Origin of the sequence: Serratia sp. Ag1 (assembly GCF_000743355.1) — a bacterium.
In the GTDB taxonomy this organism is placed as follows: domain Bacteria; phylum Pseudomonadota; class Gammaproteobacteria; order Enterobacterales; family Enterobacteriaceae; genus Chania.
Genome location: NZ_JQEI01000024.1, coordinates 1 through 16,165, shown reverse-complemented (window position 1 = coordinate 16,165; position 16,165 = coordinate 1). Strand labels below are relative to the sequence as shown.

The window sequence follows — 16,165 nt, the reverse complement described above, 5'->3', positions numbered from 1 at the left end:
ATCTGACTTCTTAAATTTCCAGGTTATTCATTGATAAAAAATAACGAATGTGAGTGCCATAGCAGCCAGTCTTGTGGATGCCGGGTGATTGAGGATTCAATAATCTCGGGCAACGATGACTTCAGGCTGCGCGCTGACGTAGGCGGATAAATATGGATTTTTATTTCTTTGTCATAATACAGATAATAAAAAACCACCTGTGCCGACAACGCTCTGGCGATCCGGATCACGCCACTATGCACATTGGCTGGGCGGTCAAATAGTCTACAGTGTAATTTTGCCGTCTCAGCCTTATTGGCGTTTACGGTGTAATCTGGGGTGATATCCGGGAATATCATAATATTGCGCTGGTGTTCAGTCGCTTCCATAATTGCCGTCATCAAATTACCAGCAATCGCGCGATTATCATCGTGGATAGAACAGTAAGAGAGATCAACGCCCCCCTGCTGCCGAAATTTTTCGTTATAAACCTCGATGCTGGCAGACACGATCACCGTTGCTTTACCAGGATATGCCGCGCCACCCACCAGACCAGCCAACATATCAGAAACCATATGCAACGGCGCTAACACCACGGGTGAACCCGCCTGATGCAAAGGTTCAACCACGGCGTTAAGTTCAGCTTTGCAACGATCCAACTGGGCCATCACCTGAGCATTCTGACCAACGGTTGCTGCCAGCTCCAGCAGGCGACGGCGCTGGCTGATTTTGACAAAATCAACCTGGCGCTCGTCATCAAGCAAACACTGTTTATTCGCCGCAGCAACAAACGCGCGCTGGCGCTCACCCCGATCGCTCAATTTCAACCAGCGCCCGACGGCTGCCAACCCAAGCAGCAGCCGATAATCACCGTACCGCAGCATCCAACAAATAACCCTGCCGCGTGTACGGCGCACGGGATCAAAGCTGCGCGCTATTTTTGTGAGTAAACTTCTCCACGCCAAATAAACCCACACGGCAAATAAACGCATTATTGCTCCAGCGGCTTATCATGTTGCAACAGCGACAGCAATTTATCGATAAATTCTGGGAATTCACGATCCTGCTGTGCCAACCACTTTTTATTCACGATAAAGGTGGGTGTTGCATTAATTTTGTAATATTTGGCAACTTCAGTCATATAATTCAACAAGTCTTTAACCTGTTGTGACTGGCTGGCCTGGGTGTAAGCGGCCAGATCAATACCGTTATCCTGCAACCAGCGATCGCGATTCTGTATATCGCTCAGGTTAATTTTATCTTTAATAACGGCTTTATAGGCGCTTTCACGGTATTTGGGCTCAATACCCATTACGGTCAGCGTAGCAAACAGCGGAGCTGTATTCGAAAATGCCCCCATCTGATCGCCATTGACATGTAGCCGGAGCAGCTTGGAGCCTTGTGGCATACGCGCTTCCAGCTTGTCCACATTCCCTTCATTGATTGAGCAATAATGGCAAGCATAAGAAAACAATTCGACAATGCTGTTGTCGTCTTTGATTGGACTGTTTTGCACTTCTTGGGCACTGACCGAAGTCAGGCTGTTTTGTTCTGCACCACTACCCGAATTCTGATTAAGAATGAAATAGTGGAAATAGGCCGTTGTTATCAGAGAAGAGACGACTATCACAAAAAGGGTATAAGCGATTAGATACAAGGGTTTCTTGAACATAAACAAGTACGTCCTAAAAAGGCAGATTCATTAACTCTTAGAAACAGGAGGGACAATCATTGTCTTTTTCAGCACGCTTGCGCCACTGATAATACCAGCAGCAATCACATCCCTGTCCATTTAAAAGCACAAAAATCAAACAGGCTGATACGAAATATCTTATCGCATCAGCACTGAAGTTATATCCTAGAATATAGGAAAGCAAGCTAATGCTTAGCTTGGGTCGACAACACCGCAGTTTGCAATATCAGTAGGAGTAGTTTCAGTACTTACAATTTGACCATTCTTGTCTACACAAGTTGAAACTGCGTTACAAGTAGTCAGTGACCCTCTGACATACTCAACACTACAAGTAGTGCAAGTACCACCAACGATTGCATTAGCTTCGAACAAATTAATCTTTTTCACAACATCATCCTTATATAAAAGTGAAATAAAACCAACCCTAGCATTGCCTATCTTTACAATAGGACAAATCTACGCTTGATATAAAGGCACAAACCATGCCTTTATTAAAACGTAGAAATCAAGAGGAAGTTATTTACGTTCCATCTGTTGTATTAGTACTGCATTGGTGGGCAAGGATAGCGTGACGCATGGGTCAGATCAATACAATTTTTATCGCAGGCGACAGGGTGTTTATAAACAGTTTAATTATTAATGTCAGGATATTTCTTAGTAATTCTTATATAAATACTCTATTAAATAAAAATAATCATTAATATCATCGAATAGAAAAAAAACAAATACGGGATATTTCTTTCAAAGAATACCTATCAGCAACGACATCGCTAAAATATTAAAGGAATTTTTCTGGCATCGCCCCCAATCATTCATGTTGTCTGCAAGAACGCAACGCGTTTTTGAACCGCACCTGCACTGACCAAGTAGCGCGGGAGAAGCCAAAAAGTGGTCCACGGTGTGATGGGGTCCCCCCCAAGCAACTTGATGTATCACGGGTAGATACCAAGCGCACCTAATCTGGTGACGTCGCGAAGATAATTTCATCTCAATTGCCACAAGCAAACTAAACTTGTAAAGACTGCGAGTGATTGAAACTCAAGGAAACGATTGCGATGTTGGGAGTCACAATCGAACCAGGGAAATCTTAGATTTGTACTGTCGCCTTGCGTGGTTATGGCCTACTCTCGTAAGAGGCATGTTTAGAATCAGTAGCATAAAGAGGAGGATGAAGCTATTGGCTAGGCGCAAATCTGGATGTGGGATGGTTACCGAGCGAGCCGCCTAGTGTTTGCGGCCCAGTAAATCATGTTGTTGCTGTACCTTTATGAGAACTTATACCCAAAATAATTCGAGTTGCTTGTAGGCGGCAACTGAACGACAAACCGGTCAAAGACCGGTTTGAACAGCGCTTGCGCTGGCCCGCAGGGTGAGCCTCTTTGAGGCTCATAATCCCCAGGAGCTTACTGAAGTAAGTGACTGGGGTGAGTGACAAGTCTGCGTAAGCAGACTTGAACGCTGCTTGCAGCGGCCCCGAAGGGGCGAGGCCCAGTCTGGGCCGAGTAACGCAGCCAACACCCAAGCAACTTGAAGTATGACGGGTATAGCTCGTTATCTGTTACCTCATCCTGACAGATGCAACGAGCCATTTATATTCACGCCACTACAGGCGTGAATATGGGCCGGAGCAGGCCCGGACGAGCGATAAGCCACAGCGCCAGTAACGCCTGTTGGTAGATTAAGTTAAGTCATCGCTCCCTTAAAATCTGATCCTAAGAGATTGCATCGTGAATATAAAACTTGTTGCCGTTCTGCTTTTCACACTGTCCCTTGTCGCCTGTGACCGAGGGACCCCTGAAAATAACGAAAGCGTGCGTCCGGTCAGCATCTTTGATGTTACAAACAATGCCCAGCAAGGCGAGCGGATCTTCCCCGCCAGGATCGTCGCTGGCGATAGAACCGATCTGGCCTTTAAACGCCCCGGTCAATTACAACAGTTGCTGGTGCGTGAAGGCCAACGGGTAAGCCAAGGTCAGTTGATTGCTGAACTTAACAGCAATGATGCCCGGCTGCGCCTCAAAGATCGCCAGGCAACCTTCGATCTGGCACAGGCCCAGTTCAACCGTTTCGCCACGCTGAGCGCACGCAATGTCATCCCACGCGCAGAGCTTGACGTACAACGGGCCGCCCGCGATTCCGCTCAGGCAGCGCTGAAGCTCGCGCAAGAAGAACTGAGCGATATGCAGATCCGCGCCCCCTTTTCAGGCGTCATCGCTTCCGTTGACTCACGTAACTATCAGGTGATACCTGCGGGTCAACCTATCGCGACCTTGAATGCACTGGATTCTTTGGATGTTATCTTCAGCATTCCCGAAAACCTGTTTGTCATCATTGATGCCAACAATGCGAAGTATCAGCCCCGAGTCATTCTGAACAACTTACCGGGCCGTGAATTCGTCGCTCAGTATAAAGAACACACCACCAACACCACATCAGGTTCGTTAACCTACCAAATGACCTTATCTATGGCTCGCCCACAAGACTTGCCGCTGCTCTCAGGTATGAGCGGTAGCGTAAAAATCAACCTGGGTAACCTGGCGACTGCGACACAGGACAGCAATGTGATCGTGCCCGTAGAAGCCGTCTTTGATCCGGACAACTCACCGCGTAATCAGCCCCACGTCTGGGTGGTGAAAGAAAAGGATGGGAAGCTTTTTGTTGAATCCCGCCGGGTTGAAACCGGGCAATTGACCGCCAACGGTATTCAGATCGTTTCCGGTCTGGCCGATGGTGAACAGATCGTCGCAACGGGCACCCGTGAATTGCGTCCAAATCAAGAAGTGCGCGCCTGGGTTCGTGAGCGAGGTCTGTAATGAAACTGACAGAGAACTTCATCAACAACGGCACCCGTATCTGGCTGGCCATTCTGCTGCTGGGGATTGGTGGTGTCATTGCTTTTCTGAATATTGGCAGGCTGGAGGATCCGGCTTTTACCATTAAAACGGCGGTAGTCGTCACCCGCTATGAAGGCGCTTCGGCTCAACAGGTTGAAGAGGAAGTGACCCTGCCGCTGGAAAACGCCATTCAACAGTTGCCCTATGTGGATAACGTGACGTCCATTTCCAGCGTGGGATTATCGCAGATCACCGTTAATATTCGTGCCGAATATGGTGCGGCGGAACTGCCACAAATCTGGGACGTGCTGCGCCGCCGCATCAATGATGCCAGCGTACGTTTACCGCCCGGCGCCAGTCCGCCGCTGGTCAATGATGACTTCGGCGACGTCTACGGCTTTTTCTTCTCGCTGCACGGGGCGGGCTACAGCAACCAGGAACTGCGCAACTTTGCCGAAGTCCTGCGCCGTGAACTGGTAGTGGTGCCCGGCGTCGGTAAAGTCGGCATTGTCGGCATCATACCGGAAGAAGTGCAAATCGAAATTTCCCGCGCTCAAATGACTGCCGCCAATATCATTCCGCAGCGGTTATTCGATCTGTTGAGCCGGCAGAACGTGGTGTCTAACGCCGGGGATCTGCTGGTTGGCAGCGAATCAATCAGGCTGCACCCAACCGGCGAATTCTCTAACGTGCAGGAGCTGGGTAACCTGCTGATCAGCGAACCGGGCAGTGCCAAGAGCGTCTACCTGCGTGATATCGCCACCATCACTCAGGGCTTCACCCATTCGCCTAACAATATTTACCGCGCCAACGGCCAACCGGCGTTGTCTATCGGGGTCTCTTTTGCGCCGAACGTCAACGTGATCGTAGTCGGGGAGGCAGTCAAAGCGCGTCTGGCGCAATTGGAAGCTGAACGTCCGGCAGGGATGGACATCAGCGTTTTCTACGATCAATCCCATGAGGTGGAAGGGGCAGTAAACGGCTTTATCATGAACTTCCTGCTGGCCCTGTTGATCGTGGTCGGCACCCTGCTGATTTTCATGGGGGTACGCAGCGGCCTGGTCATTGCCGCCTCGCTGGCGCTGAACGTGTTGGGCACGCTGTTGATCATGAAATTGTTCAGCATCGAGCTGCAGCGGGTCTCACTCGGGGCATTAGTTATCGCCTTGAGTATGCTGGTGGATAATGCCATCGTGATTGTCGAAGGCGTACTGGTCGGGCGGCAACAGCGCGAAAGTACCCTGCAAGCCATCAACAACGTGGTGAAACGCACCATGTTCCCTCTCCTGGGGGCAACAATTATCGCCATTCTGGCGTTTGCACCGATCGGGTTATCCAACGATTCCACCGGGGAATATTGTAAGTCGCTGTTCCAGGTGCTGTTGATCTCACTGATGCTGAGCTGGTTTACCGCGCTGACCCTGACCCCAGTGTTCACCAAATGGGCCTTTGAGAAGCAGAAAATCGTCGAGCCGAAAGAGGGTGAATCAACCAAGAGCCCTTACGACGGCTGGCTGTTCCGCGTCTATCGCAATCTGCTCAGCAAATTGCTCAGCCAGCGCACCGTTACCCTGTCGGTGCTGGCGGCGCTGATGGTCGCTTCGGTGATCGGCTTTGGCAGCGTGCGTCAAAGCTTCTTCCCGCCGTCCAACACGCCGATCTTCTTTGTCGATATCTGGCTGCCCTATGGCACCGACATCGCCTATACCGAGAAGATCGCCGCCCAGATCGAGCAGCACATCAAGGAGCTGCCGACCGTCAGCGATACCATGGTCACCGTGGGCCAGGGTGCCATGCGCTTTATGCTTACCTATAACGCACAGCGGCAGTACTCCAACTATGCGCAGGTGATGGTGCGGGCTAAACAGCTGAACCAGATCCCGGGCATGATCGGCCAGATCGAAACCTACGTGCGTGAAAATTACCCGCAGGTCAACGCACAAGCCAAACGCATCATGTTTGGCCCGTCCAATAACAGCTCAATTGAAGCACGCTTTATTGGGCCAGATCCGAACGTGTTGCGTACACTGGCTGCCAAAGCAGAGAAAGTGGCCAGCTCGGATCCGAACGCTGATGGCGTAATGCACGACTGGCAAGAGCGCACCAAAGTGATCCGCCCACAGTTCTCCGACTACCTTGGCCGTGAACTGGGTGTGGATAAACGCGAAATCGACAGCGCGTTGCGTATGAGCTTTGGCGGCGCCACGGTTGGGCTGTACCGCGATGGTACCCGGTTGATGCCGATTGTGCTGAGAACACCGGATGCTGAACGACTGAATGCTGAACGGCTGAACGACGTGATGATCTGGAGCCAGGCGCGGCAGGCGTTTATTCCTATCGATAACGTGGTCAGCAGTTTCAAAACCGAGTGGGAAGATCCGCTAGTGATGCGCCGGGATCGTAAACGGACCCTGACAGTGCAAGCCGATCCGAGCACCCAGAGTGGTGAAACCTCTGCCGAACTGCTGCAACGTATCAGACCGGGGATTGACGCTATCCCTCTGCCACGCGGCTATGAACTGCAGTGGGGCGGCGATTATGAAAGCACCAAAGAAGCACAGGCCGGGCTGTTCACCAGCCTGCCGGTCGCCTTTGTGATCATGTTCATTATCACCGTGCTGATGTTCAGCTCATTGAAAAATGCCGTGGCGATTTGGTTGACCATTCCGCTGGCGCTGATTGGGGTAACGCTAGGCTTCCTGCTCACCGGTATTCCATTTGGTTTTATGGCCTTGATCGGTTTACTGAGCTTGAGTGGTATGCTGATCCGTAACGGTATTGTGCTGGTGGAAGAGATCGGCCTGCAGCGCAAAGAGAAACCGATGCTGGAAGCGATTATTGATGCATCGACCTCGCGTTTACGCCCGATCCTGCTGACCGCTTTTACCACCGTGCTCGGTCTGGCCCCGCTGCTTAGCGACGCCTTCTTCCAAAGCATGGCGGTGGTTATCATGTTCGGTCTGGGCTTTGCCACCGTGCTGACGCTGCTGGTACTGCCGGTGATCTACAGTTGCATGAACTCCGACAAGCAAAAGGTCACGGCAGAAACCGAAGCCTGATCGTCCTTCCGGTTACCCAGCCCTCTTTAGCGATAAAGGGGGCTTTTTTATGTGAACCACTATCAATGATCATTCGCAGACTATGACTCTGTGACCGAGGCGACAACATGCAGCCAACACCCGGGCCTAAAGCCTGATGGGTATATTCCAATGCACCGCTTTGGTTTACTGTGTGCCTGGTTCAAGACAAAACAAGGAGAAGTGTAAAGTGTTTAAACAAACCATTCTGGGATGCTCGCTGCTATTAGTTTCCGCCGCTGCGCTGGCGGGTGGCTGCGATAACCCACGTAATGCTTACGACAGAACCTATTGTGCGTCACTGGAAATGGTTCAGTTGGATCAGGAACTGAATGTGGAATACAAGAAAGTGGTAGGGCTACTGAACCCACAGCAAAAGCAGATCTTGAAACAATCGCAAATCCAGTGGTTGCAAAACCGGGATAACGAATGTAGCGACGGCGCACGCCTGTTCCTGGATTGTTCAAACAAGACCATGCAAAGCCGGATTAATTTCCTGAAAAGCGTGGAGCGTGAGTGTAAGAGTACCGGTTGCGACAGTAATAAGTTGTCTCAGTTGCAGTAATTGAACCGTCCCACGATTTGCCCTGAAATGGCGAAGAGGCTCAGTCGGTACTTGGCTGTTCGGGGTATTAAGGGGAAAGGAGAGAGTTCCGCGTAATGCGAGCTGCCCGCAGGGGCAGCTCGCATTCTCACGCTGCGTCAGAAGCGGTATTTCACCCCCAGCATCGCCGCCTTGTCATCGTACCCTTTCTGCCCCAGCTGCTGCGTCAGGTTGCCCCATACGCTGACATTCTCACTCAGCTGACCTTCCGCCCCCACTTTCACCTCCACCAGATGGCGGTTACCGCTCTGCTGGACCCCCAGACCGTCTGCCGTCACCCCCGGCAGGCGGGTGTTGTGTATCCAGTTCAGGTCAAGATAAGTGGTCAGGATAGCCGACCGGTCTTTCCCCAGGTGCGTATCGTTCGACAGCTTGGCCCCCAGACGCGTCTGCAGGTTGTTGTTGCCATTCTGCTGCACCAGGGAACCGTTGTTCTCCAGGTCGCCCATCTTCGCCCCGTTCACCGTCAGTTGTGCCTGTGGTGTGACGAAGAGGTCATTCGCTTCACCCTGGTACAGGGAGACCGGATAGCCCCCCTCCAGCGAAGTGCTCACCCCACGCAGCCGATAGTTCCCGCTGTCGTAGGCACTGCTGCTCACCGACGCATTGAACCAGTCGTACTGCAGCCAGCCGTGCACATACGGGCTGTGGCGTTCACGGGCATTCGCATACCAGGTGCCGTACATCCCCACCGTGTACCCCGTCAGGCTGTTATCGGCCTTGTAACTGGTTTCATGCGAATCGCTGGTGCCGGTGGCACGGCCGTACCCCGCCATCACCCCCAGCCCGAAACGGTCCTGACCGGTAAACTGCGTCTCCAGCACGTCCCCCCCCAACTGCACCACGTAGCGGTTGCTGGTGTTGGACAGTTGCCCCGATGCATCCTCGAACGTGTTGCGCGAGCCCACCTGACGCAGCCACAGGCTGGAGTGCGGCGCCGCACCGCTCACGTCACCGCTGTCACGGTGCTCCCCGGTGTGCAAATCGTCCAGCCGGGTGTTGAACAGCGTCTTGGCCGCCGCCAGGTTGGCGATAAAGGCCCCCGCTTCCGGGTTATAGGTCACCACCTTGTCCTGATAGTTCGAACGCAGGTACCAGTTGCCGTCGGTCGGGGCCGTTGGGGTCCCCTGGTACAGGAAGTACTCCAGCACCCCGGCCTGGGCACGGCCATTCAGGGTAAAGGTCCCCGCCGACGTCCCCCCGACGTGAATGACCTGGATACCGTTGATGTTCTTCGCCCCGTCGCCGCCGATGTTGTTGACGGTGACCGTACTGGTGCCCGCCGTGTCCCCCGTCACCACCAGACGGTCGGTGGCGGCATCGTCCCCGGCCAGCACGGTGTTCAGCGTCACGTTACCGCCATCCCCCAGGTAGTTGCCGTTGATGACGAAATCGCTGTAACTGCCCCCGGTGGCGGCCCGCCCGACCACCAGGTTACCGGCGTTGCTCACGTTGCCGATAACCTGACCGTCACCGCCGAAGGTGCCGTTCGCCTGCACCGTCACGTTGCTGGTCAGCGTGGCACTCCCGACCGATGCCAACGCCGTCGGCAAGGCAAACGCCATCGGCACCGCCTGCTGGACGGGCGCGTTCACCGCAGGCGTCCCCACCAGCAAGGTCCCGGACTGCACCGTGGTCATGCCGGCACTCACCAGGCTGTTGTTAATCTGTACCGTCCCGCTGCCCTGTTTCACCAGGCTGCCACTGCCGCTGATGGGCGTGGTCAGGTCCCAGTACCCGGCGGTATTGAGCACCAGGCTCCCGGCGTTCAGGACCGACGCCGCGCCGAGGTTAGCCCCCTGCGTTGCCGTCAGGGTGGTGCCGCTCTGGGTAGTGAAGGTGCCGGCATAGGCGCTGTTGTCACCGCTCAGGATGACATTGGCCCCGTCACTCAGCAGGGTGGTGCCGCTGCCCTGCAGCGCGTTGACCAGGGCAGCCGTCGCCAGCCCGCCGGTGCGGCCGTCCAGTTGCAGCGTGCCGTCCACCAGGATATTCCCGGTGCCCAGCCCCTGCGCCTGCGTGACGTCCGCCGTTGCACCGCTGGCAATCGTCGTCGTGCCGCTAAAACCGGTGTTGTTGTGGTTGACGCTCAGCGTCCCGCCGTTCAGCACCAGGTCACCCGCCCCCGCCAGGGCGCCATCGGCCACCCCGCCGTTGCTGACCGTCAGCGCACCGCCGTTCAGGTTCAGCAGGCTGTCGGTGGCACTGTTCAACGCCCCCACGGTTTGCGTATGGCCGTTGAGGTCCACTGCCGCCCCGCTGTCCATCACCAGGTTCGCAGTCTGGCCCAGTGCGGTATCCGCCCCCAGTTGCAGGGTACCGGCATGCACCAGAGTGGCCCCGGTGTAGGTGTTGTCCGCCCCCGAAATCACCACTACCGTCCCCGGATCCGCTTCGGTGATGGCCAGGTCACCGCTGCCGGTGATGTGCGCAAACAGCTCGTTGCCCGGCGTGCCATTAAACCTGGCCGTGCCGACCAGCTCCAGCGCCTCGCTGCCCGCCGTCAGCAACTCCATGCTCTTCAGGCTGTAGTTCACGTACAGGCCGTCCCGCTGTTCGCCGGTGGTCAGGCCAAAACCGAAGGTCCCCATCGCCGCCACCACGCTGCTGTTCGGGTTGGTGATCCCTTCAAAATAGTCCTGAATAATCGGCGTGTTGCTGCCGTCCGTCAGGGTCAGTTCACGCCCGGTGCCGGTGGCGGCACCTTTCACCAGGTCAACCACAATCGCCCCGGTGTCCAGGGACAGCGTGCTGATGCCCTCCAGGCTCGGGGAGACGTTCGGTGGCAGGTTGACGCTCACCGTTCCGCCCCCGGTGGTGTCGATACGGGTGGCGGTCACGGTTCCGCCGGAGGTCAGCAACCCGCTGTTATCAATGATGTTATTGAACACCAGCGTGCCGCCGTTCATCGTCAGGGCGCCGATAGCCTGCACACCATCGCCGACCAGGGTGCGGCTGTCGGTCTCCAGGTTCAACACCGTGTTGCTGTTACTGGTGGTGTTGGTGTTCGACAGCTGGAACTGGGTGTTCTGCAGGTTGACCTGCCCGGTGAACCCGGTCCCCACGTTGCTGCCGAAGTTGAACAGGTTGTGGTGGGTGTTGATGTTCAGCACGCCCGCCCCGAGCAGGCGGTTGTCAAAGGTGAAGTCCCCGTTGTTGCTGATGTTTAGTGTGTCGCTGGCGCTGACCACATCCACCGTGGCCGCCGGGTTGAACCAGTCAATGCTGTCCAGGCTCAGCACCGACCCGCCATTGAGGCTGACCGTGCCGGTGAAGGCCGAGGCATTGGCCGTGTTCAGCAGCACGTGGCTGTTGGTGAGGACCCAGGCACCGGTGCCGCCGAGCAGGTTGCTCAGGGTGCCGGTCAACCCGGCAAACACCAGCTGGCTGCCGGTGTCGACCGTGACCGACCCGCTGCCCAGATTGGCGTTCTGGCTGACGCTCAGCGCACTGTTGCCGGTGAGGTCGAACTGCCCGCCAAAGCCCGCGTTATTGCCGGTCAGGGTGGTGTTGGCGGCGTTATTGAGCTGCACGGTGGACCCCACCACGCCACTCAGGGTGTTGGCCAGGGTACCGGCAAAACCGGTGAGCAGTAACTGGGCGGTGGCGTCGGTCAGGTTGACACGGGCCGCCGAGGTGCCAAGGTTATTGGCCGTCGTGACCGTCAGGGTGCCATCCGCATTGACGTTATGGTTACCGCTGAAGCTGTTGGCGCCGCTCAGGGTGACCGCCGCCTCGGTGTTGACGGTGCCGGCCCCGCTCAGCACGTTGGCCAGCGTATCGGCGGCGTCCAGGTTCAGCGTGCCGCCGACATCCACCGCACTGGTGCCCAGGGCATTGGCGGCGCTGGCGGTGACCGACGCCCCACTGGCGATATGGGTGGTGGCGGACAGGCCGCCGTTGGCGGCACTCAGGGCCAGGTCACCGCCGTTGACGTTCAGGGTACCGGCCCCGGTCAGGCCGCCCACGGTAGTAGAGGTGCCGCCCGCCGACAGGTTGAGGGTGCCGCCTGCCAGGTCAATCCCCCCGCTGTTGGTCAGCAGGCCGCTGGTCAATACCCCGGTGTTGAGGATGACGCTCCCCAGGTTGGTCAGGGCCCCCACGGCCTGGCTGAAGGCGTTGGCATTCAGGGTGGCGCCGCTGTTCACCGTCAGCTGCGAGGTGGCCCCGAAGGCGCTGTTGCTGCCCAGCAGTACGGTCCCGCCGGTCACCGTGGTGCTGCCGGTGTAGCTGTTCTGGCTATTGGTGACGGTCAGCGCCCCGTTGGTCGCATCCAGCACGATACCACCCGTGCCGGTCAGCTGTGCTGTCAGGGTCTTGTTGGCGCTCGGGCTGGCGTCGGTGGCCATCACCAGCGCATTGGGGCCGTCCTGCAACAGGTTGAGCGCACTCAGGCCGTAGTTCAGGAACAGGCCTGTCGCGTTCAGGTTGTTGGTGTTGGACAACAGGTAGCTGTAGGTGGCGTCTGCCACGTGCACCGTGTTTTGATTAATCCCCGACACCACGCCCTGGCCGGGGGTGACCGCCACGCCGTTAATCATCAGCGTCAGGGTATCGGCCCCGCTGGCGGTGTTGGCGTTGATGAGCGTCATCGCCGACGCCCCGCGGTTCTGGTCCAGTATCGACAGGTTCGGTGGCACCACCGGCAGGACATTGTCCCAGGCGCTGCCCACATTGACATTGACGGTGCCGCCGCTGGCGGTCAGGCTCTGGGTGTCAATCGTGCTCTCAGCCAGCGACAGCGGTGCGCCGCCGGTAAAGGTCAGCGTCCCGCCATTCAGGGCCAGGGCCCGCAGCGTCTCGGTGGCCGGTGTGCCGGGCACGCCGACGGTGGTCACACTGCCGCTGCCCAGCGTCAGCCCGGCCCCGACCAGCGCACCGGCATTGGTGCCCGCCAGCGAGAAGGTGGCATTATTCAACGTCACGTTGCCGGTAAAGGCGCTGCCTGCACCGGCCCCCAGGTTGAAGGCGGTGTTGGCGGTATCGACATTCACCTGACCGGCCCCGGTCAGGGTGTTGTTCAGGGTATAGCTGCCGGTGGTGGCGATATTCAGCGTGCTGCTGGCGTCATTGACGTTCAGCACGGTGCCGGCATTCAGGGCCGTTACGCCATCCAGCGTCAGCGAGGACGCGGTGTTGATGTCCAGCAGGCCGCCGAAGCCCACGACGTCCGTGCTGTTCCCCGCCAGAGTAATATTGCTGTTGCGCAGCACCCAGGTCCCGGCCCCGCTCAGGGCATTATTCAGGGCGGTCAGCGCCCCCCCGGCAAAGCTGTCAAACGCCAGTGTACTGCCACTGGCAATATTGACGCTGCCGCTGCCCAGGTTGGCTGGCTGCGACACCGTCAGGGTACTGTTGCCGGTGAGGTCGAACTGCCCGGCAAAGCCCGCGTTATTGCCGGTCAGGGTGGTGTTGGCGGCGTTATTGAGCTGCACGGTGGACCCCACCACGCCACTCAGGGTATTGGCCAGGGTGCCGGCAAAACCGGTGAGCAGCAACTGGGCGGTGGCGTCGGTCAGGTTGACACTGGCCGCCGAGGTGCCGAGGTTATTGGACGCCGTGACGGTCAGGGTCCCGCCCGCATTCACCCGATGGCTGCCGCTGAAGCTGTTGGTGCCACTCAAGGTGACCGCCGCGTCGGTATTGATTGTGCCGGCCCCGCTCAGCACGTTGGCCAGGGTATCGGCGGCGTCCAGGTTCAGCGTGCCGCCGACGTCCACCGCGCTGGTGCCCAGGGCATTGGCGGCACTGGCGGTGACCGACGCCCCGCTGGCGATATGGGTGGTGGCGGACAGGCCGCCGTTGGCGGCACTCAGGGCCAGGTCACCGCCGTTGACGTTCAGGGTACCGGCCCCGGTCAGGCCGCCCACGGCAGTGGAGGTGCCGCCCGCCGACAGGTTGAGGGTGCCGCCTGCCAGGTCAATCACCCCGCTGTTGGTCAGCAGGCCGCTGGTCAGCACGCCGGGGTCAAGACTCACGGTGCCGAGGTTGGTCAAGGCCCCCACACTCTGGCTGAAGTTATTGGTATTAAACGTGGCGCCGCTGTTCACCGTCAGCAGCGAGGTGGCCCCGAAGGCACTGTTGCTGCCCAGCAGCACCGTGCCGCCGGTCACCGTGGTGCTGCCAGTGTAACTGTTCAGGCTGTTGGTGACGGTCAGCGTATCGTGGGTGGCATCAAACACAATGCCACCCACCCCGGTCAGCTGTGCCGTCAGGGTCTTGTTGGCATCCGGACTGGCGTCGGTGGCAATCACCAGCGCATTGGGGGTGTCCAGCAACAGGTTGATGGCACTCAGGCCGTAGTCCAGGAACAGGCCCGTTGCCCCCACCCCGTTGGTGTTGGACAAGGCATAGTTGTAGGTGGCGTCCGCCACGTGAAAAGCGTTCTGGTTGATGGCCGAGACCACCCCTTGCGGGGTGACCGCCACGCCGTCAATCATCAGCGTCAGGGTATCGGCCCCGCTGGCGGTGTTGGCGTTGATGAGCGTCATCGCCGTCGCCCCGCGGTTCTGGTCCAGTATCGACAGGTTCGGTGGCACCACCGGCAGGGTGTTGTCCCACGCCCCGCCGCCCACCACGTTGACGGTGCCGCCATTGGCGGTCAGGCTCTGGGTGTCAATCGTGCTCTCGGCCAGCGACAGCGGCGCGCCGCCGGTAAAGGTCAGCGTCCCGCCATTCAGGGCCAGGGCCCGCAGCGTCTCGGTGGCCGGTGTGCCGGGCACGCCGACGGTGGTCACACTGCCACTGCCCAGCGTCAGCCCGGCCCCGACCAGCGCCCCGGCATTGGTGCCCGCCAGCGAGAAGGTGGCATTATTCAACGTCATATTGCCGGTAAAGGCGCTGCCTGCACCGGCCCCCAGGTTGAAGGCGGTGTTGGCGGTGTCGACATTCACCTGACCGGCCCCGGTCAGGGTGTTGTTCAGGGTATAGCTGCCGGTGGTGGCGAGGTTCAGCGTGCTGCTGGCGTCATTGACGTTCAGCACGGTGCCGGCATTCAACGCCGTTACGCCATCCAGCGTCAGCGAGGACGCGGTGTTGATGTCCAGCAGGCCGCCAAAGCCCACGACATCCGTGCTGTTCCCCGAGAGATTAATATTGCTGTTGCGCAGCACCCAGGTTCCGGCCCCGCTCAGGGCATTGCTCAGGGCGGTCAGGGCCCCCCCGGCATAGGTGTCAAACGCCAGCGTACTGCCGCTGGCAATCGTGACACTGCCACTGCCCAGGTTGGCCGGTTGCGACACCGTCAGGGTACTGTTGCCCAGCAGGTCAAACAGGCCGTCAAAGTCCGCGTTGGCCCCGGTCAGGTTAACAGAGGAGCCCGTATTGAGCTGCACGGTGGACCCCACCACGCCACTCAGGGTGTTGGCCAGGGTACCGGCAAAACCAGTGAGCAGTAACTGGGCGGTGGCGTCGGTCAGGTTGACACGGGCCACCGAGGTGCCAAGGTTGTTGGCGGCAGTGACCGTCAGGGCCCCACCCGCATTGACGTTATGGCTGCCGCTGAAGCTGTTGGCACCCGTCAGCCCAATGGCGGCATCGGTGTTGACGGTGCCTGCGCCGCTCAGCACGTTGGCCAGGGTATCGGTGGCGTCCAGGTTCAGCGTCCCGCCGACATCCACCGCACTGGTGCCCAGGGCGTTGGCGGCGCTGGCGGTGACCGAAGCCCCGCTGGCGATATGGGTGGTGGCGGACAGGCCGCCGTTGGCGGCACTCAGGGCCAGGTCACCGCCGTTGACGTTAAGGGTACCGGCCCGGTCAGGCCGCCCACGGTAGTAGAGGTGCCGCCCGCCGACAGGTTGAGGGTGCCGCCTGCCAGGTCAATCCCCCCGCTGTTGGTCAGCAGGCCGCTGGTCAATTCCCCGGTGTTGAGGATGACGCTCCCCAGGTTGGTCAGGGCCCCCACGGCCTGGCTGAAGGCGTTGGCATTCAGGGTGGCGCCGCTGTTCACCGTCAGCTGCGAGGTGGCCCCGAAGGCGCT

At 58.0% G+C, this 16,165-nt stretch carries 8 protein-coding genes; 3 read left to right on the top strand and 5 right to left on the bottom strand.

The genetic code is table 11. The annotated features are described in order from the left end of the window. Positions 1–23: 23 nt before the first annotated feature. The 3 genes from IV04_RS14795 to IV04_RS25315 form a co-directional block, all read right to left on the bottom strand. Positions 24–971: an ABC transporter gene (locus tag IV04_RS14795; protein ID WP_037400573.1), complete on the bottom strand. Its 948-nt coding sequence runs from the start codon at positions 969–971 to the stop codon at positions 24–26. Further along, positions 971–1,651, bottom strand: coding sequence for a DsbA family protein (locus tag IV04_RS14790; protein ID WP_037400571.1), 681 nt, complete (start codon positions 1,649–1,651; stop codon positions 971–973). The genes IV04_RS14795 and IV04_RS14790 overlap by 1 nt, the downstream gene beginning before the upstream one ends. A gap of 213 nt (positions 1,652–1,864) precedes the next feature. Beyond that, the gene (locus tag IV04_RS25315) at positions 1,865–2,059 is read right to left on the bottom strand and encodes a DUF4762 family protein (RefSeq protein WP_072010902.1); all 195 of its coding nucleotides are present in this window, start codon (positions 2,057–2,059) and stop codon (positions 1,865–1,867) included. 1,340 nt (positions 2,060–3,399) lie between these two features. On the opposite strand from IV04_RS25315, the gene IV04_RS14785 reads away from it, so the two are divergent. The 3 genes from IV04_RS14785 (at position 3,400) to IV04_RS14775 (ending at position 8,148) form a co-directional block, all read left to right on the top strand. Next, positions 3,400–4,485, top strand: coding sequence for an efflux RND transporter periplasmic adaptor subunit (locus IV04_RS14785; protein ID WP_037400569.1), 1,086 nt, complete (start codon positions 3,400–3,402; stop codon positions 4,483–4,485). Next, the gene (locus IV04_RS14780) at positions 4,485–7,565 is read left to right on the top strand and encodes an efflux RND transporter permease subunit (protein ID WP_037400567.1); all 3,081 of its coding nucleotides are present in this window, start codon (positions 4,485–4,487) and stop codon (positions 7,563–7,565) included. The genes IV04_RS14785 and IV04_RS14780 overlap by 1 nt, the downstream gene beginning before the upstream one ends. A gap of 208 nt (positions 7,566–7,773) precedes the next feature. Continuing rightward, the gene (locus IV04_RS14775; protein ID WP_037400565.1) at positions 7,774–8,148 is read left to right on the top strand and encodes a lysozyme inhibitor LprI family protein; all 375 of its coding nucleotides are present in this window, start codon (positions 7,774–7,776) and stop codon (positions 8,146–8,148) included. A gap of 137 nt (positions 8,149–8,285) precedes the next feature. On the opposite strand, the gene IV04_RS14770 is transcribed toward IV04_RS14775, so the two are convergent. After that, positions 8,286–15,806 (bottom strand): autotransporter outer membrane beta-barrel domain-containing protein, encoded by a 7,521-nt coding sequence (locus tag IV04_RS14770; protein ID WP_051916820.1) that lies wholly within the window; start codon positions 15,804–15,806, stop codon positions 8,286–8,288. Positions 15,807–15,898: 92 nt separating this feature from the next. After that, positions 15,899–16,135, bottom strand: a complete 237-nt coding sequence (locus tag IV04_RS24725; protein ID WP_152562887.1) for a hypothetical protein — start codon at positions 16,133–16,135, stop codon at positions 15,899–15,901. Between the last annotated feature and the right edge of the window lie 30 nt (positions 16,136–16,165).

Excerpts from the sequence above, each read along its gene's own strand:
- IV04_RS14795 (WP_037400573.1), bottom strand. The coding sequence starts at position 971 with ATGCGTTTATTTGCCGTGTGGGTTTATTTGGCGTGGAGAAGTTTACTC.
- IV04_RS14790 (WP_037400571.1), bottom strand. The coding sequence starts at position 1,651 with ATGTTCAAGAAACCCTTGTATCTAATCGCTTATACCCTTTTTGTGATA.
- IV04_RS14780 (WP_037400567.1), top strand. The coding sequence starts at position 4,485 with ATGAAACTGACAGAGAACTTCATCAACAACGGCACCCGTATCTGGCTG.